Source organism: Kocuria dechangensis, from assembly GCF_014636775.1.
Lineage (GTDB): Bacteria > Actinomycetota > Actinomycetes > Actinomycetales > Micrococcaceae > Kocuria > Kocuria dechangensis.
Map to the genome: position 1 here is coordinate 372,359 of NZ_BMEQ01000001.1, position 23,679 is coordinate 396,037.

The following is a 23,679-nucleotide window of genomic DNA, read 5'->3' on the forward strand; positions in this document are numbered from 1 at the left end:
GCCCGGAGGACAACGGGGTTCCGGTGGTGGAGCAGCACGAGGCGTATCACCGGGCGTTGCTGGAGTTCAAACGTTCGGGGCGGGGCGGGCACATCGACTTGGACGAGTTCATGCGCCTGTGTCGGACGGCGCGTGACGTCGGGGCGGCGGCGGCAGTAGCTCGGGGGGAGTTCTGGACGACGAGTTCTGTGGAGTGGGCGCGGCACTTGTTGGGGCCGGATGCGGATAGCGGGGCGGTTAGTGACCTGGCGTTCAGGTTCCATGAGGAGTGGAAGCCGCGTGCGTGAGGTGGTGACGGCGTGCGGGGTGGTGGTCGTGTCCCTGGTGGTGCTCACTGTGGTCTACGAAGCCGGCGGACCGTATCGGGTGGGTGCGGATCTGGGGCACGCATATCGGGCCGCGGTCGTTGCCATGATGATTTCCGGTCACCCGTAAGCCCGGTCCGCCGCCAACAGTTCGGTTCCGGTGATGGTTGTAGCAGCGCGTTTGGAGCCAGTCCGACGCCCTACAGAAAGGACCCCCGGCATGCACGGGAAGATCACCATCGATGCGAACTTGAAATGGGCGCGTTGGGTCGGCCCCGGCGTCAATTTGCTCACGACCCATCAGCTCGTCGACGACATCTACGAGATGTTGAGTGAGGACTACCCCCAGCGGTGTGGAGGCAACGCTCGGTCGCGGTGGATTGTGTCCTGCACTGCGCGCCACAACATGTACGCCGCCTTCGAGATATCTCCCGTCCGCTGAAAACGAAAAGCCCCCGGCAACCAGGCCGGGGGCTTTTCCGCATTTAAGAGGTCAGGAGTCGAGCTTTTCGTGGGCGCGGATAGCCTGGTCAATGCACGTGCGGAGGCTCAGCAGCTCGCTAAGGGTCAGCGTCTCGGAGTCAGTGTTCTCGAGCAGCGAGAAGGCGTAACCCTGGGGCGTCCACATGACCGCGACGCCGTAGGGGTCGTAGCCCTTTCGGGGCCAGAACGCGGGACCTTCGTAGAGTTCGCCGGCGTCGACCTCTTTCCAATCAGCGGGGCAAGCCGGGGCGTCAAACATGGTGGTGCTCACGGGTGTCTCCTCAGGGGGGGGTCGGAGTCGTGGGGGTAAATGGTCAGGCTTTCATCGAACGGGGCGGGGGAGCCCCTATTACATGGACAGCGAGTTAAGGATGAGAGCCCCCAGACTGAACGGGCCAAGGGTGACAGCAGCGGAGAGCGTGCCGAACGTGACGGCCCGTGCGATGCGCTGGTGCCACGGCAGACCCCTGCGGAGGACCGGAGTAAGGTTGTGTGCTGACATGGGAACTTGCCTCTCGTGTCTTGGCCCTGTCCCCGGTGCAACGGGGGCGGGGCCGTTCTATTGGGTGGTGTTAGGCGTCGGCCTTGATGGAGGCCAGGTGGCGCAGGTGCTCAGCATCGGAGCGCAACAGCTCAATCACGCCCCGCAGCTCTCCGGCAGCGCCACGGGCAAACGCGGTGATGCTCTCCCAATCGGCGTACCCGGCAAGCCGGTGCTCCAGGGTCGCGGCGAAGCTCTCAAGCTCGAGTGCGCCGCCGATCAGCTCAGCGGGGGTGCGGTCGGTTCGTTGGGTGCTCATTGGGTGTTCCTCTCTTATGGGTGGGTCACGGTTCCCGGACGTGCAGCAGGACGGCGGGCAGGACAACGGCGGTCCATGCGTCATCTCCGGGTTTGAACCATCGCCGTTCGCCCTGGACCGTCCAGCACTCTCGGATGCGGTCTGTTGCGTCCACGACCACGGCGTGATCGGGCAGCGCCTCGAGCTGTTCGGGGGTTCGGATGATGCGGACCATGTGCGTTCCTCTCGGGTAGGTAGGTGGAACCTCTAGGGAATGAAGCGGAGCCCTAAAGGGCGCTGGAGGCTGAAGCCCTCTCCCCAAAACGCCCCGATCGACCGGCCCCCCGCAAACGGAGTAGGTGCCCACGACAACTAGACCCCCCGGTATTCGAGGTGTCTTGATATGGGCAGCTAGGTCGGCCTGGCCGGGCGTTCCTCGTCCCCCCGCTCTGAGACGTTCACAGGGCTATGAGCGGGCGTCCTATCGGTTTGACGGGGTAAGGACGATCAAGCAAAAAACCCCGGGAGCAGCGCTCAACCGGGGTGGTCACGTCGTCAGGGTTGGTTTACCCTGGTCTGTGAGCCGACGGTTGCAACGTCTGCTCCATCCCCCGGGAGGCCGGCAAGCCTTGCCGGGGGTTTTCTTTTTCTGGAGGTTGCCCTCCGATTACCTGTCCAGAATGGCGGGTAGCGTCCGGGAATGTCAAGCAACATCATGCGGGGGAGTCGCTCCAGAACCCGCGAAATCAAGCCTCACAGGAGCCCCGCGGGCACCCAAACCGACCCATTACCCCATAATCCTTCGGTCGTGGGTTCAAGCCCCACCGGCCCTACAGCAGAGCCCGTGCTCCCGGACACCGGGGCACGGGCTCTTCCCTTTGGTACATCTACGTCACAATCGCGAAAGCCGCTGGTCCGGGCCCTACGGTGGTGACACTGCATCGCGGACCGGGGGCCCTCATGAAGTCGTGGAAGAAGACGATGGTCGGAGCGGCGCTCGGCGCCGCTCTCCTGACGGGCGCCTGGGCGGGCCCCGCCCACGCCGACGGGAACGGGAGGGCCGACGTCGTGCACGGCACGACGGTGCACCTCAAGGACGCGCCCATGGACCGCGTCACCAAGAAGCTCGCAGACCTGTGCGGAGGCAGGGCCTCCAGCTACGCGGCGAAGGCGCGCAAGGCCGACAGCACCGGGAAGATCGTCATCGTCTGCACCAGGGACGGGGAGACGGTCTACGTGCGGCCGTGAGCGCGCCGCGTCCGGCCCGTTCGGCCCCGTGCGCGACCGGCCCCGGTGTGGTCCACTGGTGGTCCCATCCGACACCGATCGAGAGGACGCCGCCGTGAACCGTCGCACCGTGGGGAGGACCCTGGCCGCGGCCGGTCTGGCGCTCGCCGCGCTGACCGGCTGCGACAACCCCGAGCAGGAGGTCGAGGAGACCGTCGACGAGGTGCAGCAGGGCGTCGAGGACGCCGAGCGCAACGTCGAGGAGGGCGTCGAGGACGTCCGGCAGGGCGTCGAGGAGGGCCTCGAGGACGTTCAGGATGACGACGAGGGCTGAGCCGCCGCCGACTCCGGCGGCACCGGCAGGAGCACGGACGGCTCGAGGGAGCCGACGAACTGCAGCGGGTTGACGTACTCGCCGTCGCGGCGCACGCCCCAGTGCAGGCACTCGCCCACGGCGCAGTGGTACCGGCCGCGCAGCACCCCCACGACCTGACCCCGCCGCACGCGGTCCCCTGCGGCCAGCGCCGACTCCACGGGCTCGACGCTGGAGCGCAGCCCGTCGCCGTGGTCCACCGTCAGCACGGGCCGGTCCACCACCACGCCTGCGAAGCTCACCGTGCCGTCGGCGGGGGATCGCACCGGGGCGCCCGCCGGCGCCCCCAGGTCCACGCCCCGGTGGCCGCTGTCCCAGCGCTGGGCCGGCGGGGCCCACTGGCCGACCACGGGCGGGCGCGGGACCAGGGGCCATGCCCAGCCCGGTGCGCCCGCCGCGGGCGGCGCGGCCCCCGGCAGGCCCAGCACCAGGAGCAGCACCACGAGCAGCCCGGGCAGCCGGCGTGCAGGGGAGCGGCGGTGGGAGTGCCGTGAGGTGTCCATGCGCCCGAGCGTGCCCCGCGGACCCTGCCGGCGGGGCCGCGGCCCCCGGTCCTGTGGACGGCCCGGAGCGGGACAGCCCCCCTGCCCCCGTGTGCAGGGGCAATGACCCCCCTGTAGTACACTTGAGCCCGCAGTCTGCTCTCTGCGCCCCCGTGGCGTGCCCTCGCAGCCGCGGACCGGCCCTCGGCCGGACCCCGTGGCACGACGGCGAGCAGCTGACTTCGCGCACGGCGCCGCCGGGATCTCCTTTCCCGGCCCGGCCGCCCCGGTCCGCGCTCCCCGTCCCGACGGGGTCGCGGCACGGCGGCCCGGCAGCGGACCCCACCCGGACCGCTCACCGCCGTGCCAGGGGCTCGTCCGCCGGACGCAGCCGTGAACCGTACCCGCGGGCCGTGCGTCGCAGCACGCCGTCCCGCACGAGAACAAGGAGACGACATGTCCGTCGTTACCATGCGCCAGCTCCTCGACAGCGGCGTGCACTTCGGCCACCAGACCCGCCGCTGGAACCCGAAGATGAAGCGCTTCATCTTCACCGAGCGCAACGGCATCTACATCATCGACCTCCAGCAGTCGCTGTCCTTCATCGACCGCGCCTACGAGGCCGTCAAGACCACCGTGGCCCACGGCGGCACCATCCTCTTCGTCGGCACCAAGAAGCAGGCCCAGGAGGCCATCGCCGAGCAGGCCACCCGCGTGGGCATGCCCTACGTGAACCACCGCTGGCTCGGCGGCATGCTCACCAACTTCGCGACCGTCTCCAAGCGCATCGAGCGCATGAAGGAGCTCGAGGAGATCGACTTCGAGGACGTCGCCGGCTCGCAGTACACCAAGAAGGAGCTGCTGCTCCTGCGCCGCGAGAAGGAGAAGCTGGAGCGCACCCTCGGCGGCATCCGCAACCTCACCAAGGCCCCGTCGCTGGTGTGGATCGTGGACACCAAGAAGGAGCACCTCGCCGTGGACGAGGCCCAGAAACTGGGCATCCCCGTGGTCGCGATCCTCGACACCAACTGCGACCCCGACGAGGTCAACTTCCCGATCCCGGGCAACGACGACGCGATCCGCTCCGTCAACCTGCTGACCCGCGTGATCGCCGACGCCGTCGCCGAGGGCCTCATGGAGCGCCACAACAAGAAGTCCGGCGGCGCCGACCAGGCCGCCGAGCCGATGGCCGAGTGGGAGCGCGAGCTGCTCGAGCAGCACGCCGCCGAGCAGGCGTCCGTGACCGAGGCCCCCGCCGAGGCCGCTCCCGCCGAGACCGAGGCGGCTCCCGCCGAGACCGAGGCGGCTCCCGCCGAGGCCGCTGCCCCCGCCGAGACCGAGACCGCCGCCGAGTAGTCTCCGTTCACCTTCCATTCTCCCGGGTGGGGCACCGTACCCACCGGACGCCGGCCGGGGCGGGCACACGCCCGTCCCGGCCGGCACCACCGACTACGTGAGGAGTTCACATGGCGAACTACACCGCCGCTGACATCAAGGCTCTGCGGGAGCGCACCGGCGCCGGCATGCTCGACGTCAAGAAGGCCCTGGACGAGGCCGACGGCGACCTGCAGAAGGCCCAGGAGATCATCCGCGTCAAAGGCCTCAAGGGCGTCACCAAGCGCGAGGGCCGCGCCACCGCCGAGGGCCTCGTGGCCGCGCGCGTCGAAGGCACCGTCGGCTACATGGTCGAGGTCAACTCCGAGACCGACTTCGTGGCCAAGTCCGCCCCGTTCGTCGAGTTCGGCAACAAGGTGCTCGAGGCCGCCGTGGCCGCCGACGCCTCCACCCTCGAGGAGCTCATGGCCGCCCAGGCCTCCGGCACCCCCGTCTCCGAGCTCGTCACCGAGACCGGCGCCCTGCTGGGCGAGAAGGTCGTCGTGCGCCGCCTCGCGCGCGTCGAGGGCGAGAACGTGGCCGTCTACCTCCACAAGACCTCCAAGGACCTCCCGGCCCAGGTCGGCGTGCTCCTCGCCGTGACCGGCGCCGACGCGGACCAGGTCGCCCACGACGTCGCCGTGCACGTCGCCGCGATGTCCCCGACCTTCCTCTCCGAGGAGGACGTGCCCGCCGAGACCGTCGAGTCGGAGAAGCGCGTCGCCGAGGAGACCGCCCGCGCCGAGGGCAAGCCGGAGAAGATCATCCCGAACATCATCACCGGCCGCCTCAAGGGCTACTACAAGGACGTCGTCCTGCTCGACCAGGACTTCGCCAAGGACTCCAAGAAGACCGTCACCCAGGTGCTGCAGGAGGCCGGGGCCACCGCCACCGCCTTCGCGCGCTTCCGCGTCGGCGCCTGATCCGTCCGGCCCCGCGCGCCGGGGTTAGACGCACCGAGGGAGCCGTCCCCTGCACCGCAGGGGGCGGCTCCCTCGGTCGTTCCCTGACGGGCCCCCTGACGGGCCCCCGGACGGGCCCCCGGCCGGCCCAGGGGCGATCCCGGGACGACCCCCGGGGCGGCCTGCGGCGACGCCGTCCGGACCGGCCCCGCGGACCGGGCCCCGGCCGGGGTTCTGTATGCTGATGGGGGCCCGGCCGCGGGCCCGTCACGCCGCACCGTCGTCGCCGGGAGGAACCATGCCCACCACTTCTGCGTCCGAGATCCAGGACGAAGCCCTGCGCATGAGCCGGGACCCCCGAGCCACCCCCACGCGCCGGCGCGTGCTGCTCAAGCTCTCCGGGGAGGTCTTCGGCGGCGGCTCCATCGGCGTCGACACCCGCGTGGTGCGCAACATCGCCGAACAGATCGCCGCGACCGTCGGGCAGGTCGAGACCTCCATCGTGGTCGGCGGCGGCAACTTCTTCCGCGGGGCCGAGCTCTCCCAGGCCGGCATGGACCGCTCGCGCGCCGACTACATGGGCATGCTCGGCACGGTGATGAACTGCCTGGCGCTGCAGGACTTCCTTGAGCAGTGCGGGGTGGACACCCGTGTCCAGTCCGCCATCAAGATGGAGCAGGTCGCCGAGGTCTACATCCCGCGGCGCGCCATCCGGCACATGGAGAAGGACCGCGTCGTGATCTTCGGCGCCGGCGCCGGCCTGCCCTACTTCTCCACCGACACGGTCGCGGCCCAGCGCGCCCTCGAGGTGCACGCCACCGAGGTGCTGATGGCCAAGAACGGTGTCGACGGCGTCTACACCGCCGACCCCCGCACCGACCCCCACGCCGTGCGGCTGTCCGAGCTGACCTACGACGAGGCGCTGGCCCGGGACATCCGCGTCATGGACCAGACGGCCTTCAGCCTGTGCCGGGACAACAACGTCACGATGCGCGTCTTCGGCATGGAGGGCGAGGGCAACGTGACCCGCGCGATCCTCGGCGAGCAGATCGGCACCCTGGTCACCACCTGAGCCGGCCCGGCCCGGCCCGGCGATAGACTGTGCCGGAGCAGGACCGGGCGCCCCGCGGCGCCCGGTCGGACCGATCCCGCGCGGAGGACTCCGTGCGACCCGACGAAGGAGCCACACGTGATCTCAGAGATCCTGTCCGAAGCGAAGACCAAGATGGCCAAGGCCGTGGAGGGCGCCAAGGAGGACTTCGCCGCCGTCCGCACGGGCCGCGCGAACCCCTCGCTGTTCTCCAGCGTGCTCGTGGAGTACTACGGCACGCCGACCCCCCTGCAGCAGCTGGCGTCCTTCCAGAACCCCGAGGCCCGCACCCTGCTCATCACCCCGTACGACCGCTCCGCCCTCAACGACATCGAGAAGGCGCTGCGCAACTCGGAGATCGGGGCCAACCCCGCCAACGACGGCAACGTCATCCGCGTGGTCATGCCCGAGCTGACGCAGGAGCGCCGCAAGGAGTACGTCAAGGTCGTCGGCCACAAGGCGGAGGAGGCGCGCGTGTCCGTGCGCAACATCCGCCGCCACGCCAAGGACCTGATCGAGAAGTCCGTCAAGGACGGGGAGATCGGCGAGGACGAGGGCAAGCGCGCCGAGAAGGACCTCGACGGCGCGACCAAGAAGCACATCGACCAGATCGACGAGATGCTCAAGAACAAGGAAGCGGAGCTGCTGCAGGTCTGATGTCCGACCCGCGCCCACCGCACCACGAGACGAAGGCTTCCTCGGGACCCGCCGGGGAGGCCTTCGCCCCACGTGCCCGCACCGGCCCCGCCGACCCGGGCGACCCCGCGGCGCCGGCGGTCCCGGAGCGGCGGCACACCGCGCCCTCCCGGGCCGGGCGGAACCTCCCGGCCGCCGTGGGCGTCGCGGTGGTCCTGATCGGCACCCTGCTCGTGGGCCTGTTCGCGGTGCCCGTCGTGCTGGCCCTGCTCGCCGGCGCGGCCGCCGGGATCGGCGTGTGGGAGGTGGGCCGGTCACTGCGCTACCGCGGGATCGTCATCCCGCGCACCCCCGCCGTCGCGGCGGGGCTGCTCATGCCCCTGGCGGCCTTCGCCGGAGGGGGAGAGGCTCTCATGATGGCGGCGGTCGTGGGCCTGACCCTCGTCATCGTCTGGCGGGCGCTCGGCGCCCGCGAGGGGATGATCCTCTCGATCATGGGCTCCGTCTTCGCCCTCGTGTGGGTGAGCTTCATGATGAGCATCGCCCTGCTGCTCTACCACACGGACGCAGGGCCCCTGAAGGTGCTCACCGTCATCCTGCTCGCCGTGGGCTCCGACACGTGCGGCTACGCCGTGGGCGTGGTCTGGGGCCGGCACCCCATGGCGCCGCGGATCAGCCCGAAGAAGTCCTGGGAGGGCTTCGCCGGCTCCCTCGGGGGGTCCGTGCTGATCGGCGTCCTCTGCGCCGTGCTCCTGCTGGACCACGCGTGGTGGGAGGGCGCGCTCCTCGCCGTCGCCCTGGTCCTCGCGGCCACCCTCGGGGACTTCTCCGAGTCCATGGTCAAGCGGGAGCTCGGGATCAAGGACATGGGCACGCTGCTGCCCGGGCACGGCGGCGTCATGGACCGCATCGACTCCATCCTCTTCGCGGTGCCCGCCGGATACCTGCTGTTCGAGCTCTTCGCCGCGGGCGCCTGAGGGCGGGGACAGCGCCAGCATGTGCCCCCGCCCCTCCGGCGCGCCGTCGCCCGCGGACCGCTTCCCCCGGTGCGCCGAGCACGAGTGGGGCTACGACCCCGTTCCGGTCGAGCAGCTCCTGGACGCCGTGGCGGCGACCCTGCGGGGCGCCCGCGAGCAGCCCGTGACCGGCGCGCAGGTGCGCGCCGCCGCCTTCGACCGCGCCCGGGGCGGCTACCGGCCGCGGGCGGTCGACGAGGCCCTCGACGCCGCGGAGGACGCGCTGGCAGCGGCGGAGCGCGAGCGGTTCCTGGCCGCCCACGGGGCCGAGGCCTGGCAGCGCCACCTCGAGGAGCTGGCCGCGGCCGTGCGCGGCCGGCTCGAGCGGCCCCGGACCCGGCGCTTCCGCCGCCCGTCCCGGTCCCGTGCGACGGGCTACTCCGCCGCCCACGTCGACGTCCTCTGCGAGCGCGTCGCCGCCCGCCTCGAGGGCTCGGGCGAAGTCGGGGCGCAGGCCGTGCGGCGAGCGGTCTTCCCCGCCGCGCGGGGGGAGCGCTGCTACGAGGAGCAGCAGGTGGACGCCTTCCTGGACCGCGTCGTCCAGCTCCTCCTCGCCCTGGAGTGATCGGGGCGTCCGACCGGCGCTGTGTATACAGGCTGGATGCGCGCGCGTCCAGAAACGGGCCCCTAAGTCACAATCCGAGGTAGATCTGGGAATTCTCGGTGATTCTTCTTGCCGCTGTGCATACAACGGCCTAGTGTGGTGCACATCACATGAGGAGGAAACCCATGTCCCACCAGCCACACGTCGGTGCCGCGGATCCCACCGCCGGTGTCGATTTCCAGGCCGCTCAGCGGTCACCCGAGTTCCAGGAGCTGCGGAAGACCCACCGGGGCTTCGTGTTCCCGCTCGCCGTCGCCTTCCTGGTCTGGTACCTGCTGTACGTGGTGCTCGCCATGTACGTCCCGCAGCTCTTCGCCGTCCGGGTCTTCGGCAACGTCAACCTGGGCGTCCTGCTGGGACTGCTCCAGTTCGTGACGACCTTCGCGATCACGGGCGCGTACGTGTCCTTCGCCAACCGCAAGCTCGATCCCAAGGCCTCGGCCATCCGGGAGCGCCTCGAGTCCAGCTCGCCGGCCACCGGCGGCACCCACGGACAGGAGAACTGACCGATGCACCACCAGCTCACCGCGCTCGCACCCATGGCGGCCCAGGCCACCGAGACCGTCGGCACGCCCTGGATCAACATCTCCATCTTCGGCGCGTTCGTCGTCGTCACCATGGTGATCGTCCTCCGCGCCTCCAAGTCCACCAGCACCGCCGCCGACTACTACGCGGGCGGCCGCGGCTTCAGCGGCACCCAGAACGGCCTCGCCATCGCCGGCGACTACCTCTCGGCGGCCTCCTTCCTGGGCATCGTCGGCGCGATCGCCGTCCAGGGCTACGACGGGTTCCTCTACTCCATCGGCTTCCTGGTCGCCTGGCTCGTGGCGCTGCTGCTCATCGCCGAGCTGCTGCGCAACACGGGCAAGTTCACCATGGCGGACGTCCTGTCCTTCCGCCTCCGCCAGCGCCCCGTGCGCGTGGCGGCGTCCATCTCGACGCTCGCCGTGTCCGCGTTCTACCTCCTGGCCCAGATGGCCGGAGCCGGCGCGCTCGTGTCCCTGCTCCTCGGCATCAGCTCCAAGGCCGGCCAGTCGCTCGTCATCGTCGTCGTCGGCGTGCTGATGATCGTCTACGTCCTCGTGGGCGGCATGAAGGGCACCACGTACGTGCAGATCATCAAGGCCGTGCTGCTCGTCTCGGGCGTCGCGGTGATGACCGTGTGGATCATGGCGCTCTACGGCTTCAACCTGTCCTCGCTGCTCGGCGACGCGGTCGCCACCTCCGGCAACCCCGCCATGCTCGAGCCCGGCCTGAAGTACGGCGTGAGCGAGACCAGCAAGCTCGACTTCATCTCGCTGGGCCTGGCCCTGGTCTTCGGCGCCGCCGGCCTGCCCCACGTGCTGATGCGCTTCTACACGGTGCCCACCGCCAAGGAGGCCCGCAAGTCCGTGGTCTGGGCGATCGCCCTGATCGGCCTGTTCTACCTCTTCACCCTCGTCCTCGGCTTCGGCGCCGCCGCCATGATCGGCGCGGAGCGGATCGCGGCCGCGCCCGGCGGCGTGAACTCCGCGGCGCCGCTGCTGGCCTTCGAGCTGGGCGGGTCGCTGCTGATGGGCGTCATCGCGGCCGTGGCGTTCGCCACGATCCTCGCCGTGGTCGCCGGCCTCGCGATCACCGCGTCGGCCTCCTTCGCCCACGACATCTACACGAGCGTCATCAAGAAGGGCGACTCGGACCCGCGCCAGGAGCTCAAGGTCGCCAAGATCACCGTGGTGATCATCGGCCTGGTCTCCATCGCGGGCGGCATCGGGGCTCAGGGCCAGAACGTCGCGTTCCTCGTGGCGCTCGCCTTCGCCGTGGCGGCCTCCGCGAACCTGCCGACCATCCTCTACTCGCTGTACTGGAAGCGCTTCACCACCCGCGGCGCGGTGTGGTCGATGTACGGCGGCCTGTTCATCTCCGTGGGCCTCATCATCTTCTCCCCGGTGATGTCCGGGACGGAGACCTCGATGATCCCGGGGGCCGACTTCGCGTGGTTCCCGCTGCAGAACCCGGGCATCGTCTCGATCCCGGCGTCCTTCCTCCTCGGTTTCATCGGCTCCATGACGGAGCGCCGCCTGGAGGACCCGATCAAGCAGTCCGAGATGGAGGTGCGCTCCCTCACAGGTGTCGGGGCGGAGAAGGCGATCAGCCACTGACCCCACCCCGCTCGCACCCCGCTCCCACCAGGGGCGACACCCGGCCCGCCGGCAGGCACAGCCTCCGGCGGGCCGGTCCGTGTCCGGAAGAGGGGACAGCTGTTCACCGTCTCGAAAGGACAGGGGGCTGACGATCAGGTACGCTGAAGAAGAAGCCGGTCCCAGGGTATTCCTGGGAAACTCGCCGGTTGCCTACAATGACAGTCCCTCCGGGATGGAATAGGAGTAGTCATGGGAATCATCAGCTGGATCATCCTCGGCCTCATCGCAGGTGCTCTCGCCAAGCTCATCATGCCCGGCAACCAGAGCGGCGGGATCATCGTGACCATCGTCCTCGGCATCGTCGGCGCCCTGGTCGGTGGCTTCCTCGGCTCGCTGATCGGCATCGGCGACCTGGAGTCGGCGTTCGACATCGGTACCATCATCACCGCCGTCGTCGGAGCCCTCGTCGTCCTCTTCATCTGGGGCGCGGTCAGCGGCCGCCGGGGCCGCACGCACTGACCCCCTGCCCCGACGCGCTCCGAGGCCCCGCCCACCGGCAACGGTGGACGGGGCCTCGTCGCCGTCCCCGGGCCAGTCCCGGGCCCGTGCCGGGGCGCCCGGGGGAGGACGGAACCGTGGGGGATACTGGGGCCATGACCTCCCCCGCCGCCCCGCCCCGCACCCGCCCCACCCCCGAGCTGCGCGCGCTCGCCGCCGCGGGCCCGCGGCGGGTCGTGGTCCTGGGCTCGACGGGCTCCATCGGCACCCAGGCCCTCGACGTCGTGCGGGCCGCCCGGGCCCTCGACGGCACCGGGCCGTTCCGGGTCGTGGCCCTCGCCGCGGGGCGCCGGAACCTCGAGCTGCTGGCCGAGCAGGCCGTCGAGACCCGCGCGGCGGTGGTCGCCACCAGCGGGGACGACGGCGACGCCGCCCGGCTGGCCCGTCTGATCGCCGACCGCTCTGCCGCGGCGGGGGTGGCCGGCTACCGGCCCGAGGTGGTCCACGGCCCCGGCGCCGCCACGGCCGCCGCCGCGCACCCGGACGCCGACCTCGTGCTCAACGGGATCACCGGGTCGATCGGGCTGGCGCCCACGCTCGCGGCGCTGCGGGCCGGGCACAAGCTCGCGCTGGCCAACAAGGAGTCACTGATCGCCGGCGGGGCCCTGGTGAAGGAGGCCGCCGCCGCCACGGGCGACCCGGACGCGCTGATCCCGGTGGACTCCGAGCACTCGGCGCTGGCGCAGGCCCTGCGCGGGGGCTCCGCGGCGGAGGTCGACCGGCTCGTGCTCACCGCCTCGGGCGGGCCGTTCCGCGGGCGGACCAGGGCGCAGCTCGAGGCCGTGACCCCCGCCGAGGCCCTGCGCCACCCCACGTGGGACATGGGCCCGATGGTCACCACCAACTCCGCGACCATGGTCAACAAGGCCCTCGAGGTGCTGGAGGCCCACCTGCTCTTCGACGTCCCGCTCGAGCGCATCGACGTGGTGGTCCACCCGCAGTCGGTGGTGCACTCGATGGTCCAGTTCGTGGACGGCTCCACCCTCGCCCAGGCCTCCCCGCCGGACATGCGCCTGCCCATCGCCCTGGGCCTGGCCTGGCCGCACCGGGTGCCCGGCGCCGCCGCCCCCTGCGACTGGACGCGCGCGGCCGAGTGGACCTTCGAGCCCCTCGACCCCCAGGCCTTCCCCGCCGTGGACCTGATCAAGGCCGCGGGGGAGCGCGGGGGCACCTTCCCCGCGGTGTTCAACGCCGCCAACGAGGAGGCGGTGCACGCCTTCCACGACGGCCGGATCCGCTTCCCGGCGATCGTGGACACCGTCGCCACGGTGCTGGGCGAGCACGACGGCGCCGGCCCGCTCGACCTGGACGCCGTCCTCGAGGCCGAGCGCTGGGCCCGCCGCCGGGCCCAGGAGGTCCTCGCCCGCTGACCCGCCCCACCGCGGCCGCGTGCTAGTCTGTCCGGCGGATGACGAGTCCCAGCGTCAAGCTCTGGCTGGCTGGGCGGCAACCCTCTCCCGTAGTGGGGTGCCCCAGGTGACCATCCGGCCACGGCTCGACGACGCAGTCGGCGGCAAGTACGGTACGACCGCTCCGCGCTCTCCAGCGCGTCGACGCCCGTCACCGTGGACACCGCCGGCGCCGCGGGCCATGGCGCCGCCACCCGACACCCCGGACCCACGGAAAGGCACGACATGCGATCGCAGCGCCTCACCCTCCTCGCCCTGGCCACCACCCTCGGCCTGACCCTCACCGCCTGCGGCGGCGACCAGGCCGCCGCGCCCTACGACGACGGCGTCATCAAGATCGGCACCGACGGCAGCACCCAGGTGCACGAGGCGTTCCTGAAGGAGGCGGAAGCGGCCGGGATCGAGGTCGAGCTCGTCGAGTTCACCGACTACAACCAGCCCAACGCGGCCCTCACCAGCGGCGACCTGGACATGAACTGGTTCCAGCACGGCGCGTTCCTCGCCGACTACCGGAACAACTCGGGCGAGGACATCGTCCCGATCGGGTCCACCTCGATCTACCCGCTGGGCCTCTACTCGGAGCGCTACGAGTCCCTCGACCAGATCAAGGAGGGCGACGAGATCGCCGTCCCCAACGACGCGATCAACCTGGCCCGCGCCCTGCTGCTGCTCGAGTCCGCCGGTCTCGTCCAGTTCACCTCGGACACCACGGCGCCGTCCGAGCTGGACGTCGACACGGAGGCCTCGAAGGTCAGGGTCACCCCCGTCTCGGCGGAGCAGACCGTCCTGTCCCTGAGCTCCACCGCCGGCGCCGTGGTCAACAACACCTTCCTGTCCCGCGCCGACATCGACCCCAACACGGCCCTGTACTCCGACGGCGAGGACACCGAGAACGCCCTGCCCTACGTGAACTTCTTCGCGGCCACCGGGGCCAACAAGGACGACGAGACCCTCCACCAGGTGGCGGACCTGTTCCACACGGACGCCGTGCTGGCCGCCGAGCAGGCGGAGACGAAGGACACCGCCGTGTCCCTCGACATCCCGCAGGACGAGCTGATCCAGGTCGTCGACCAGTACGCCGAGGACCTCCAGAAGTGACCGCGGCCTCCGAGCCGGACCGCGGCCTGTTCCGCGACGACGGCGACGTCGTCGTCCGCTTCGAGGACGTCAGCAAGACCTTCGTGACCGGGCCCGCGAAGGCCCGGCGCGAGGTGGTCGCGGTGGACGGCGTCTCCCTGGAGATCCGGCGCGGCGAGATCTTCGGCGTGATCGGCTACTCCGGCGCCGGCAAGTCCACGCTCGTGCGCCTGATCAACGGCCTCGAGCCGGTGACCTCCGGCTCCCTGACCGTGGGGGGCTTCGAGGTCGCCGGGCGCCGCGAGACCGAGCTCGCGCCCGTCCGGCAGCACATCGGGATGATCTTCCAGCAGTTCAACCTCTTCACCTCCCGGACCGTCGCCGGCAACGTCGAGTACCCGCTCAAGCGGGCGGGCTGGCCCAAGGACAAGCGCAGGGCGCGCGTCGCCGAGCTGCTCGAGTTCGTGGGCCTGTCCGAGCGGGCGGGCAACTACCCGGAGCAGCTCTCGGGCGGGCAGAAGCAGCGCGTGGGCATCGCCCGGGCCCTGGCGACCAGCCCCAAGCTCCTGCTGGCCGACGAGTCGACCTCCGCCCTGGACCCCGAGACCACCCAGGAGGTGCTGCAGGTGCTGCAGCGGGTGAACCGGGAGCTGGGCATCACGATCGTGCTCATCACCCACGAGATGGACGTCGTGCGCGCGATCGCCGACCGCGTGGCCGTCATGCAGAACGGGAAGGTCGTGGAGCACGGGTCCACCGTCGACATCTTCGCCCGCCCCCGCACCGAGACCGCGCGCCGGTTCGTCTCCTCCGTCCTGCACTCGGTGCCCGACGCCCGCGAGGTCGAACGGCTGCGCCGCGCCCACCGCGGGCGCCTGGTGATCGTCGACGTCGGGGACGGCGTGGACATCGGCGGGGTCCTCTCCGACGGCGCCTCCCGCGGCGTCCGCTTCACCATCGCCTACGGCGGGATCAGCGTGCTCCAGGAGCAGTCCTTCGGGTCCCTGACCTTCGAGCTGACGGGCGAGGACGCGGCCGTGCAGGACGTGGTCGACGAGCTCTCCCGCATCACGACCCTCAGGGAGGTGGCCGCGTGAACGACTGGACCGTCCTGGGCCCCGAGCTGCTCTCCGCGCTCGGTGAGACCCTCTACATGGTGTCCGTCACCCTCGTCCTGGCCGGCCTGCTCGGGCTGCTCGTCGGGGTGGGGCTCTACGTCACCCGGCGGGGCAACATCCTCGAGCACCGCCCGGTCCACGAGGCGCTGAACCTCGTGGTGAACTTCGTGCGCCCGATCCCGTTCATCATCCTGCTGGCCGCGCTCGGTCCGGTCACCGAGGACGTCGTCGGGACCCGCCTGGGCCCCAACGCGGCGATCTTCGCCATGACCATCGGGGCGATGTTCGCGGTGGCCCGCATCGTGGAGCAGAACCTGATGAGCGTGGACCCCGGCGTCGTCGAGGCGGCCCGCTCGATGGGCGTCTCGCGCGGGAGGATCATCACCACGGTGATCCTGCCCGAGGCCCTGGGCCCCCTGGTGCTCGGCTACACGTTCCTCGTCATCGGCATCACGGACATGTCCGCGATGGCGGGGGCGATCGGCGCCGGCGGCCTGGGCGACTTCGCCCTGCGCCTGGGCTACCAGCGGTTCAACGACGAGGTCACGTGGGCGGCCGTCGCCGTGATCGTGGTGCTCGTCCAGCTCGTGCAGCTGGTGGGCAACCGGCTGGCGCGCCGCATCCTGCGCCGCTGACGGTCCCCGCGCCCCACGACGGCCGGCCGCCTCCCACGGGAGGCGGCCGGCCGCCGTCGTCCCGGCCGCCGTCGTCCCGGCCGCCGTCGTCCCGGCCGCCGTCGTCCCGGGCGCCGCGCCCCCGGGCGCCCGGCACCGGCCCGGGGCCGGGCGCGGCTGACACGCCGCGCCCAGGATCCTGGTGCACACTGGTCCTCGCCGTGCCGCTGGCACGGCTCCCGCACGTCCCCGGCGACCGCCGGGGACCACCGACGAAACCCGGAGGTCCGACGGATGGGCGTCGTGCTGTTCCTCGTGGGCGTGCTGCTGGCCGCCGTCGCGATCGTGGCGTCCATCGCCCTCCACGAGATCGGCCACCTGGTGCCGGCCAAGCTCTTCGGCGTGCGCGTCACCCAGTACATGATCGGCTTCGGGCGCACGGTCTTCTCCCGCCGCCGCGGGGAGACCGAGTACGGGCTCAAGGCGGTGCCCCTGGGCGGGTACATCTCCATGGTGGGGATGTACCCGCCGCCGGGGGAGGGGGCCGCCGCCCGTGCCTCGAGCACGGGGATGTTCCAGCAGCTCACGGCCGACGCCCGCGGGGCCGCCGCCGACCAGCTCCGGCCCGGCGACGAGGACCGGGTGTTCTACCGCCTGCCCGTGTGGAAGCGGATCGTGATCATGCTCGGCGGGCCGGCGATGAACCTGCTGCTGGGCGTCCTGTGCATCGCCATGCTGCTCACCGGCTTCGGCACCGCGACGCCCACCACCACGGTCGCGTCGGTCTCCGAGTGCGTCGTGCCCGCCGAGCGGCAGGCCGCCGGGCAGACGACGTGCGGGCCCGAGGACCCGCAGGCCCCTGCCAACGCCGCCGGGCTGCGCCCCGGGGACGTCGTCACGGCGTTCGACGGCGCCCCGGTCGCCTCCTGGGACGAGCTGACCACCCGGATCCGGGAGCGGGCGGGGGAGCCCACCCCCGTCGTCGTCGAGCGCGACGGGGGGAGCGTGCGCGCCACGATCACGCCCATCCTGTCCTCGCGGCCCGCCTTGGACGGCACCGGCGCCGCCGCGACCGGGGAGGACGGGGAGCCGCTCTACGAGGACGTGGGGTTCGTCGGGATCAGCCCCACCGTCGAGCTCCGGCAGCAGCCGCTCACGGCCGTCCCGGGGGCGGTCCTGGACGGGCTGCGGCAGATCGCCGGGGTGGTCCTGCACCTGCCGCAGCGGGTCTACGACGTGGCCGAGGCCGCGTTCTCGGACGCCCCGCGGGACCCGAACGGGCCGATCTCCGTCGTCGGCATCGGCCGGATCTCCGGGGAGATCGCCGCCCACGAGGAGATCGCGGTCCGGGACAAGGCCGCCTCCCTCGTGGGCCTCGTGGGCTCGGTCAACCTCGCCCTGTTCGTGTTCAACCTCCTCCCGCTGCTGCCCCTGGACGGCGGGCACGTGGCCGGGGCCCTGTGGGAGGCCCTGCGCCGCGGGACCGCGCGCCTGCTGCGCCGCGCCGACCCGGGCCCCTTCGACCCCGCCCGGCTGCTGCCCCTCACCTACGCGGTCGCCGCCCTGATGCTGGGGATGTCCGTGCTGCTGATCTACGCGGACATCGTGAAGCCGGTCCAGCTCTTCTGAGCCGGCCCGCGCGGGCCGTGCCGGCCGGAGCCGCTGTCGCGGCCCCGCCCGGCCCGTCCGGCGTCGGGGGAATCACGCCCGCGGTCGGGGTGCGTCCCGGGGGCATGGGGCACAATGGAATCCGACGACGGACCCGCCCACGGGTCCCGACGCAACTGCTCTCGATCCTTCGGAGGAACCCTTTGACCCCGGTCAGCCTCGGCATGCCCGCCGCGCCCCAGCCCGTCCTGTCCCCGCGCCGGAAGACCCGGCAGATCCGGGTCGGGTCCGTGGGGGTCGGCTCGGAGTCGCCGGTGAGCGTGCAGTCCATGACGACCACTCCCACGACCGACATCAACGCCACCCTGCAGCAGATCGCGGAGCTCAACGCCGCCGGCTGCGACATCGTCCGGGTGGCGTGCCCCTCCCAGGACGACGCCGACGCGCTGCCGATCATCGCCATGAAGTCCCCGATCCCGGTGATCGCCGACATCCACTTCCAGCCGAAGTACGTCTACGCCGCCATCGACGCCGGGTGCGCGGCCGTGCGCGTGAACCCGGGCAACATCCGGCAGTTCGACGACCAAGTCAAGGAGATCTCCCAGGCCGCCAAGGACGCCGGGGTCTCCATCCGGATCGGCGTCAACGCGGGCTCCCTCGACAAGCGGATCATGGACAAGTACGGCCGGGCCACCCCCGAGGCCCTCGTCGAGTCCGCCGTGTGGGAGGCGTCCCTGTTCGAGGAGCACGACTTCCACGACTTCAAGATCTCCGTCAAGCACAACGATCCGGTCACCATGGTCCGGGCCTACCAGCTGCTCGCCGAGCGCGGCGACTGGCCCCTGCACCTCGGCGTGACCGAGGCCGGCCCGGCGTTCCAGGGCACGATCAAGTCCGCCACCGCCTTCGGCGCCCTCCTGTCCCAGGGGATCGGCGACACCATCCGGGTCTCCCTCTCGGCCCCGCCCGTCGAGGAGGTCAAGGTCGGCAACCAGATCCTGCAGTCCCTCGGGCTGCGCCCGCGCAAGCTCGAGATCGTCTCCTGCCCCTCGTGCGGCCGCGCCCAGGTCGACGTCTACAAGCTGGCCGACGAGGTCACCGCCGGGCTCGAGGGCCTCACTGTGCCGCTGCGCGTCGCCGTCATGGGCTGCGTCGTCAACGGCCCCGGCGAGGCCCGCGAGGCGGACCTCGGCGTCGCCTCCGGCAACGGCAAGGGCCAGATCTTCGTCCGCGGCGAGGTCGTCAGGACGGTCCCGGAGGACCAGATCGTGGAGACCCTGCTCGCGGAGGCCAACCGCATGGCCGACGAGATGGCCGACGAGCTGGCCGCCGGGGAGGACGGCGGAGCCGCCGCCGGCAGCCCGGTCGTGTCGGTCGGCTGACCGGAGCGGACGCTGCGGAGGGACGGTGACGGAGGCGTGAGGACGCGCGGGAGGACGGCGCAGCGGCTGGTGCCGGCGGGCGAGGTGGACCCCGCCGGGCTGGACCGGCTGCTGGCGGCCGACCCCGTGGCCCACGCCTTCGTGGCCGCCCACGTCGACGCCCACCGGGCCGGGACCGGCTCGCGGGTGCCGCCCGTCGTCGGCACGGCGGGCCCCGACGGCGGCCTGGCGGGCGCCTGCTGGGTCGGCACCAACGTCGTGCCCGTGGCGCTCGACGAGGAGGGCCTCGACCTCGTCGCCGACCACCTGCGCCGCGGCGGGTCCCGGCACGCGTCCGTCTTCGGGCCCGCGGACCTCGTCCTGGGCCTGTGGTCCCGCCTGGAGCGGTCCTGGCCGAGACCCTTCGACGTCCGGCCCGTCCAGCCGCTGCTCGCCATCGACCACGACCCCGTCCCCGCGCCCCACCCCGGCGTCCGGGTCGCGACGGCCGCCGACGTCCCCGCCGTCCTGCCGGCCAGCGCCGCGATGTTCGAGGAGGAGGTCGGCTACTCCCCGTACTCGGGCGGGGACCGCAGCTACCGCGACCGGGTCGCGGCGCTCGTGGAGTCGGGGAGCTGCCTCGTGCTCACCGACGGCCGCGGCCGCGTCGTGTTCAAGGCCGACCTCGGCTCCGTCGCCCGCGGGGTGGCGCAGGTGCAGGGCGTGTGGATCGACCCCGCCCACCGGGGACGGGGCCTCGCCGTGCCATGCATGGCCGCCGCCGTGCGCCTGGCCCGCCGCCGCACCCCGGTGGTGAGCCTCTACGTCAACGACTACAACGCCCCGGCCCTGGCCACCTACCGCCGGGTGGGCTTCGAGCGCGTCGGCACGTTCGCCACCGTCCTGCTCTGAGGCCCCGTGGGGAGCGGCCCGGGGAGCGGCCCGGGTGCCGCTCGCAGGGCCGGTCCCCGGCGCGGCGCGGCGCGCGGTGGCGGGGGTGTAGATTTGACCGGAATCCGCGGTGCCGTCGGCGCCGCCCACCCCCTCGACGCCCCGGGCCCGGCACCACCACGCCGCGCTCCCCGGGAGAAACGGAGCCCACGTGGCGCTGCGCCTCTCCTCCCTGTTCCTGCGCACCCTCCGAGAGGACCCGGTCGACGCCGAGGTGGACAGCCACAAGCTGCTGGTCCGCGCCGGCTACATCCGCCGGGCGGCCCCCGGGATCTACACCTGGCTGCCCATGGGGCTGCGGGTGCTCGGCAAGGTCGAGCGCATCGTGCGCGAGGAGATGGACGCCATCGGCGCGCAGGAGGTGCACTTCCCCGCCCTGCTGCCGCGCGAGCCCTACGAGGTCACCAACCGCTGGAGCGAGTACGGCGAGAACCTCTTCCGGCTCAAGGACCGCAAGGAGGCGGACTACCTCCTGGCCCCCACCCACGAGGAGATGTTCACGCTCCTCGTCAAGGACCTCTACTCGTCCTACAAGGACCTCCCCGTCACCCTGTACCAGATCCAGAACAAGTACCGCGACGAGGCCCGCCCGCGGGCCGGCCTGATCCGCGGCCGCGAGTTCGTCATGAAGGACTCCTACTCCTTCGACGTCGACGACGCCGGCCTCGAGCGCTCCTACAACGCCCACCGCGGCGCCTACGTCCGGATCTTCGAGCGCCTCGGGCTGCCCGTCGTCGCCGTCTCCGCCCAGTCCGGGGCCATGGGCGGGTCCCGCTCGGAGGAGTTCCTGCACCCCACTGAGATCGGCGAGGACACGTTCGTGCGCTCGCCCGGCGGCTACGCCGCCAACGTCGAGGCCGTGACCACGGTGGTCCCGCCGGCGCTGGACCCCGCGGACGCCCCGGCGGCCCGCGTCCTGGACACCCCGGACAGCCCCACGATCGAGACCCTCGTCGACCGCTCCAACGAGCTCCACCCGCGCGAGGAGGGCCCGTGGGCGGCCGCCGACACCCTCAAGAACGTGGTCCTCGCCGTGATCCTGCCCGACGGCGGGCGCCGGCTCGTGGCCGTGGGCCTGCCCGGGGACCGCGCCGTGGACCTCAAGCGCATCGAGGCCGGGATCGGCCCCCTACTCGAGGTCGCCGGCGAGGTGCTCGTGGAGCAGGCCACCGACGAGGACCTCCGGGCCGTCCCCCTGCTCGTCAAGGGCTACATCGGCCCCGGCCTCGCCCCGGACCAGGCGGTGCTCGGGGCGAAGTCGAGCACCGGCATCCCGTTCTTCGTGGACCCGCGCGTGGTGGTGGGCAGCCGCTGGATCACCGGCGCCAACGTCCACGGCAAGCACGTCTACGACCTCACGGCGGGGCGCGACTTCACGTGGGACGGCGTGGTGGAGTGCGCCGAGGTCCGCGCGGGCGACCCCGCCCCGGACGGCTCCGGCCCCCTGGAGGCGGCCCGCGGCATCGAGATGGGCCACATCTTCCAGCTCGGCCGCAAGTACGCCGAGGCGCTGGGGCTGAAGGTCCTGGACCAGAACGGCAAGCTCGTCACCGTGACCATGGGCTCCTACGGCGTGGGCGTCACCCGCGCCGTGGCGGCCCTCGCCGAGGCCTACCACGACGACAAGGGCCTGCTCTGGCCGCGCCAGGTCGCCCCGGCCGACGTCCACGTCGTCGCCACGGGCAAGGGCACGGAGGTGCTCGAGGAGGCGGAGAAGATCGTCGCCGAGCTCGAGGCCGAGGGCCTCGAGGTGCTCTTCGACGACCGCCCCAAGGTCTCCCCGGGCGTGAAGTTCGGCGACGCCGAGCTGCTCGGCGTGCCCACCGTCCTGGTGGTGGGCCGCGGGCTCAAGGACGGCGTCCTCGAGCTCAAGGACCGCGCCAGCGGCGAGGCCCAGGACGTGGCCAGGGACGGCGTCGCCGCCGTGGTCGCCGCCGCCGTCCGCGGCTGAGCCCGTGGAGGCGCTCGGGGACCTGGTCGGGGCCTCGGGGCTGGAGCAGGCCGGACCCGAGGTCGTCGCCCTCCTCGTCGCGGCCGGCCTCGCGGCAGGGTTCGTCGACGCGGTGGTCGGCGGGGGCGGGCTGCTCCAGCTGCCGGTCGTGCTGATGATCCCCGGGATCACCCCGGTCCAGGCGCTCGCCACCAACAAGATGGGCTCGGTCTTCGGCACGGCCACCAGCGCCCTGACGTACTACCGGAGGACCTCGCCGGACCTGCGCACCGCCCTGCCCATGGCGGCGGTCGCGCTGGCCGGCAGCTTCGGCGGCGCGGCGCTCGCGGCGTCCCTGCCCGAGGAGGTCTTCCGGCCGATCATCCTCGCGGCGCTGATCGCGGTGCTGCTGTTCACGGTCGCCCAGCCGACCGTCGGCCAGCTCACGCAGCTGCGGCACACCGGGGCGCGGCACTACGGGACCGCGATGCTCATCGGCGCGGTGATCGGCTTCTACGACGGGGTGATGGGGCCGGGCACCGGGTCGTTCCTGGTGATCGCCATGATCACGCTCCTCGGCTACAGCTTCCTGGCCGCCAGCGCCAAGGCCAAGATCGTCAACCTGGCGACCAACGTGGGCGCGCTGCTGTTCTTCTTCGGGCACGGGTCCGTGCTGTGGGGGCTGGGGCTGGTGCTCGGCCTGTCGAACATGGTCGGGGGCTACCTCGGCGCCCGGACCGCGGTCGCCCGCGGCAGCCGCTTCATCCGCGTGGTCTTCCTCGTGGTGGTCTCGGTGCTGATCCTGAAGCTGGGCCTCGACGTGCTGCACGGCGCCTGAGCGGCCCGGGCCCGCGTCCGTCGTAGGATTTCCCGGAGACCCGTCTTCCCCGGACCACCAGGAGCACCCGTGAGCGAGCACAGCACCACCGGACCCGACGACCGCCGGCGACTGGCCGAGCTGCTGGGCCCGGTGGTCGAGGACGCGGGACTGTTCCTGGAGGACGTGTCCCTGAAGCCCAGCGGCTCCGGCCTCGTGCTCCAGGTGCTCGTCGACCTCCCGGAGGACAGCACCGGCAGCGTGGACCTCGACCGCGTCGCCGAGGTCGCCCGCGCCGTGTCCGAGACCCTCGACCGGACCGATCCCGTGCCCGGCTCCGCCTACGAGCTCGAGGTCTCCTCCCCGGGCGCCACGCGCGAGCTCACCGAGCGGCGGCACTGGAAGCGGTCCGTGGGCCGGCTCGTGCGGGTCACGCCGGTGGAGGGGGAGAAGTTCACCGCCCGGCTGCTCGAGGTCGGGGACGACGGCGTGGTCCTGCAGCGCAGCCACCAGGCGAAGAAGGGCATGGCGCCGAAGCTCCTCGAGCCGGAGACCTGGGCGTTCGACGCCGTGCGCCGCGCGAAGGTCGAGGTCGAGTTCACGGACTGAGGCCGCGGCGGTCGCCGCGGATCGGGGCGAGTGTAAGATGTCCCGTTGTCACCGCGACGCCGTCCCACCGGACGGAGCCGCGGTGACCAGTGCGACGGCACGACGCATCCGGACGACGAATCAGTCGGACGACCGAGTACGAAGACAACAGAGCGAGCACGACCCGAGGCAGCGCTCCGTCCCCGCGGCGGTGCGCTGTTGCGTCCCCGGGGTCTCGCCAGGTGAGGAAGGCC

At 72.0% G+C, this 23,679-nt stretch carries 26 protein-coding genes and 1 riboswitch; of the genes, 22 read left to right on the forward strand and 4 right to left on the reverse strand.

The features are described from left to right. Positions 1-525 precede the first annotated feature (525 nt). Positions 526-747 carry a hypothetical protein gene (locus IEW07_RS01670; protein WP_188534078.1) on the forward strand — a complete coding sequence of 74 codons (222 nt, stop codon included), beginning with the start codon at positions 526-528 and terminating at the stop codon, positions 745-747. A 51-nt stretch (positions 748-798) separates the two neighbouring features. Here IEW07_RS01670 and IEW07_RS01675 read toward each other — a convergent pair whose 3' ends face one another. From IEW07_RS01675 to IEW07_RS01685, 3 genes are all read right to left on the reverse strand, one after another. Further along, complete coding sequence (locus tag IEW07_RS01675) at positions 799-1,059, reverse strand: hypothetical protein (RefSeq protein ID WP_188534079.1); 261 nt, start codon at positions 1,057-1,059, stop codon at positions 799-801. 301 nt (positions 1,060-1,360) lie between these two features. Further along, complete coding sequence (locus IEW07_RS01680) at positions 1,361-1,588, reverse strand: hypothetical protein (RefSeq protein ID WP_188534080.1); 228 nt, start codon at positions 1,586-1,588, stop codon at positions 1,361-1,363. A 25-nt stretch (positions 1,589-1,613) separates the two neighbouring features. After that, on the reverse strand, positions 1,614-1,802 hold the full coding sequence (locus IEW07_RS01685; protein WP_188534081.1) for a hypothetical protein: 189 nt from the start codon (positions 1,800-1,802) through the stop codon (positions 1,614-1,616). Between the two features lie 725 nt (positions 1,803-2,527). On the opposite strand from IEW07_RS01685, the gene IEW07_RS01690 reads away from it, so the two are divergent. Both IEW07_RS01690 and IEW07_RS01695 read left to right on the forward strand, forming a co-directional pair. Next, positions 2,528-2,815 carry a hypothetical protein gene (locus IEW07_RS01690; RefSeq protein WP_188534082.1) on the forward strand — a complete coding sequence of 96 codons (288 nt, stop codon included), beginning with the start codon at positions 2,528-2,530 and terminating at the stop codon, positions 2,813-2,815. Positions 2,816-2,909: 94 nt separating this feature from the next. Continuing rightward, entirely contained in the window at positions 2,910-3,128 is a 219-nt protein-coding gene (locus tag IEW07_RS01695; RefSeq protein WP_188534083.1) for a hypothetical protein, read from the forward strand. Here the strand turns inward: IEW07_RS01695 and IEW07_RS01700 are convergent. Next, positions 3,107-3,670 (reverse strand): M23 family metallopeptidase, encoded by a 564-nt coding sequence (locus IEW07_RS01700; protein WP_188534084.1) that lies wholly within the window; start codon positions 3,668-3,670, stop codon positions 3,107-3,109. The two genes, IEW07_RS01695 and IEW07_RS01700, sit on opposite strands and share 22 nt — an antisense overlap. 435 nt (positions 3,671-4,105) lie before the next feature. Here IEW07_RS01700 and rpsB point away from each other — a divergent pair, with 435 nt between their 5' ends. The 19 genes from rpsB (at position 4,106) to rimP (ending at position 23,446) form a co-directional block, all read left to right on the forward strand. After that, positions 4,106-5,005, forward strand: a complete 900-nt coding sequence (gene rpsB / locus IEW07_RS01705; protein ID WP_188534085.1) for a 30S ribosomal protein S2 — start codon at positions 4,106-4,108, stop codon at positions 5,003-5,005. Between the two features lie 110 nt (positions 5,006-5,115). After that, on the forward strand, positions 5,116-5,946 hold the full coding sequence (tsf, locus tag IEW07_RS01710) for a translation elongation factor Ts (protein ID WP_188534086.1): 831 nt from the start codon (positions 5,116-5,118) through the stop codon (positions 5,944-5,946). A 322-nt stretch (positions 5,947-6,268) separates the two neighbouring features. Further along, on the forward strand, positions 6,269-6,997 hold the full coding sequence (pyrH, locus tag IEW07_RS01715; RefSeq protein WP_188534195.1) for a UMP kinase: 729 nt from the start codon (positions 6,269-6,271) through the stop codon (positions 6,995-6,997). Positions 6,998-7,114: 117 nt separating this feature from the next. Beyond that, complete coding sequence (gene frr, locus IEW07_RS01720) at positions 7,115-7,672, forward strand: ribosome recycling factor (RefSeq protein WP_188534087.1); 558 nt, start codon at positions 7,115-7,117, stop codon at positions 7,670-7,672. After that, complete coding sequence (locus IEW07_RS01725) at positions 7,672-8,628, forward strand: phosphatidate cytidylyltransferase (RefSeq protein WP_188534088.1); 957 nt, start codon at positions 7,672-7,674, stop codon at positions 8,626-8,628. The genes frr and IEW07_RS01725 overlap by 1 nt, the downstream gene beginning before the upstream one ends. 19 nt (positions 8,629-8,647) lie before the next feature. Further along, on the forward strand, positions 8,648-9,232 hold the full coding sequence (locus IEW07_RS01730) for a DivIVA domain-containing protein (RefSeq protein WP_188534089.1): 585 nt from the start codon (positions 8,648-8,650) through the stop codon (positions 9,230-9,232). 164 nt (positions 9,233-9,396) lie between these two features. Further along, a complete protein-coding gene (locus IEW07_RS01735) occupies positions 9,397-9,777 on the forward strand; it encodes a DUF485 domain-containing protein (protein WP_188534090.1) in 381 nt (126 codons plus the stop codon). 3 nt (positions 9,778-9,780) lie between these two features. Further along, on the forward strand, positions 9,781-11,412 hold the full coding sequence (locus tag IEW07_RS01740) for a monocarboxylic acid transporter (RefSeq protein WP_188534091.1): 1,632 nt from the start codon (positions 9,781-9,783) through the stop codon (positions 11,410-11,412). 231 nt (positions 11,413-11,643) lie between these two features. Continuing rightward, positions 11,644-11,913 carry a GlsB/YeaQ/YmgE family stress response membrane protein gene (locus tag IEW07_RS01745; RefSeq protein ID WP_188534092.1) on the forward strand — a complete coding sequence of 90 codons (270 nt, stop codon included), beginning with the start codon at positions 11,644-11,646 and terminating at the stop codon, positions 11,911-11,913. A 134-nt stretch (positions 11,914-12,047) separates the two neighbouring features. Further along, complete coding sequence (gene dxr / locus IEW07_RS01750; protein ID WP_188534093.1) at positions 12,048-13,322, forward strand: 1-deoxy-D-xylulose-5-phosphate reductoisomerase; 1,275 nt, start codon at positions 12,048-12,050, stop codon at positions 13,320-13,322. 37 nt (positions 13,323-13,359) lie between these two features. After that, a riboswitch (SAM riboswitch) is annotated at positions 13,360-13,478 on the forward strand. Positions 13,479-13,586: 108 nt separating this feature from the next. Next, entirely contained in the window at positions 13,587-14,459 is an 873-nt protein-coding gene (locus tag IEW07_RS01755) for a MetQ/NlpA family ABC transporter substrate-binding protein (protein ID WP_188534094.1), read from the forward strand. Continuing rightward, on the forward strand, positions 14,456-15,535 hold the full coding sequence (locus IEW07_RS01760) for a methionine ABC transporter ATP-binding protein (RefSeq protein ID WP_229741485.1): 1,080 nt from the start codon (positions 14,456-14,458) through the stop codon (positions 15,533-15,535). Before IEW07_RS01755 ends, IEW07_RS01760 begins: the two co-directional genes overlap by 4 nt. A gap of 56 nt (positions 15,536-15,591) precedes the next feature. Next, the gene (locus IEW07_RS01765) at positions 15,592-16,191 is read left to right on the forward strand and encodes a methionine ABC transporter permease (RefSeq protein ID WP_229741501.1); all 600 of its coding nucleotides are present in this window, start codon (positions 15,592-15,594) and stop codon (positions 16,189-16,191) included. A gap of 273 nt (positions 16,192-16,464) precedes the next feature. Then, positions 16,465-17,799, forward strand: a complete 1,335-nt coding sequence (locus IEW07_RS01770; protein ID WP_188534096.1) for a M50 family metallopeptidase — start codon at positions 16,465-16,467, stop codon at positions 17,797-17,799. Between the two features lie 182 nt (positions 17,800-17,981). Then, positions 17,982-19,160, forward strand: a complete 1,179-nt coding sequence (ispG, locus tag IEW07_RS01775; RefSeq protein ID WP_188534097.1) for a flavodoxin-dependent (E)-4-hydroxy-3-methylbut-2-enyl-diphosphate synthase — start codon at positions 17,982-17,984, stop codon at positions 19,158-19,160. A 36-nt stretch (positions 19,161-19,196) separates the two neighbouring features. Next, on the forward strand, positions 19,197-20,051 hold the full coding sequence (locus IEW07_RS01780; protein ID WP_229741486.1) for a GNAT family N-acetyltransferase: 855 nt from the start codon (positions 19,197-19,199) through the stop codon (positions 20,049-20,051). A gap of 190 nt (positions 20,052-20,241) precedes the next feature. Next, positions 20,242-22,041 carry a proline--tRNA ligase gene (locus IEW07_RS01785; RefSeq protein WP_188534098.1) on the forward strand — a complete coding sequence of 600 codons (1,800 nt, stop codon included), beginning with the start codon at positions 20,242-20,244 and terminating at the stop codon, positions 22,039-22,041. Between the two features lie 4 nt (positions 22,042-22,045). After that, complete coding sequence (locus tag IEW07_RS01790; protein WP_371870198.1) at positions 22,046-22,858, forward strand: TSUP family transporter; 813 nt, start codon at positions 22,046-22,048, stop codon at positions 22,856-22,858. A gap of 69 nt (positions 22,859-22,927) precedes the next feature. Further along, positions 22,928-23,446, forward strand: coding sequence for a ribosome maturation factor RimP (gene rimP, locus IEW07_RS01795; RefSeq protein ID WP_188534099.1), 519 nt, complete (start codon positions 22,928-22,930; stop codon positions 23,444-23,446). The last annotated feature ends 233 nt before the right edge of the window (positions 23,447-23,679 follow it).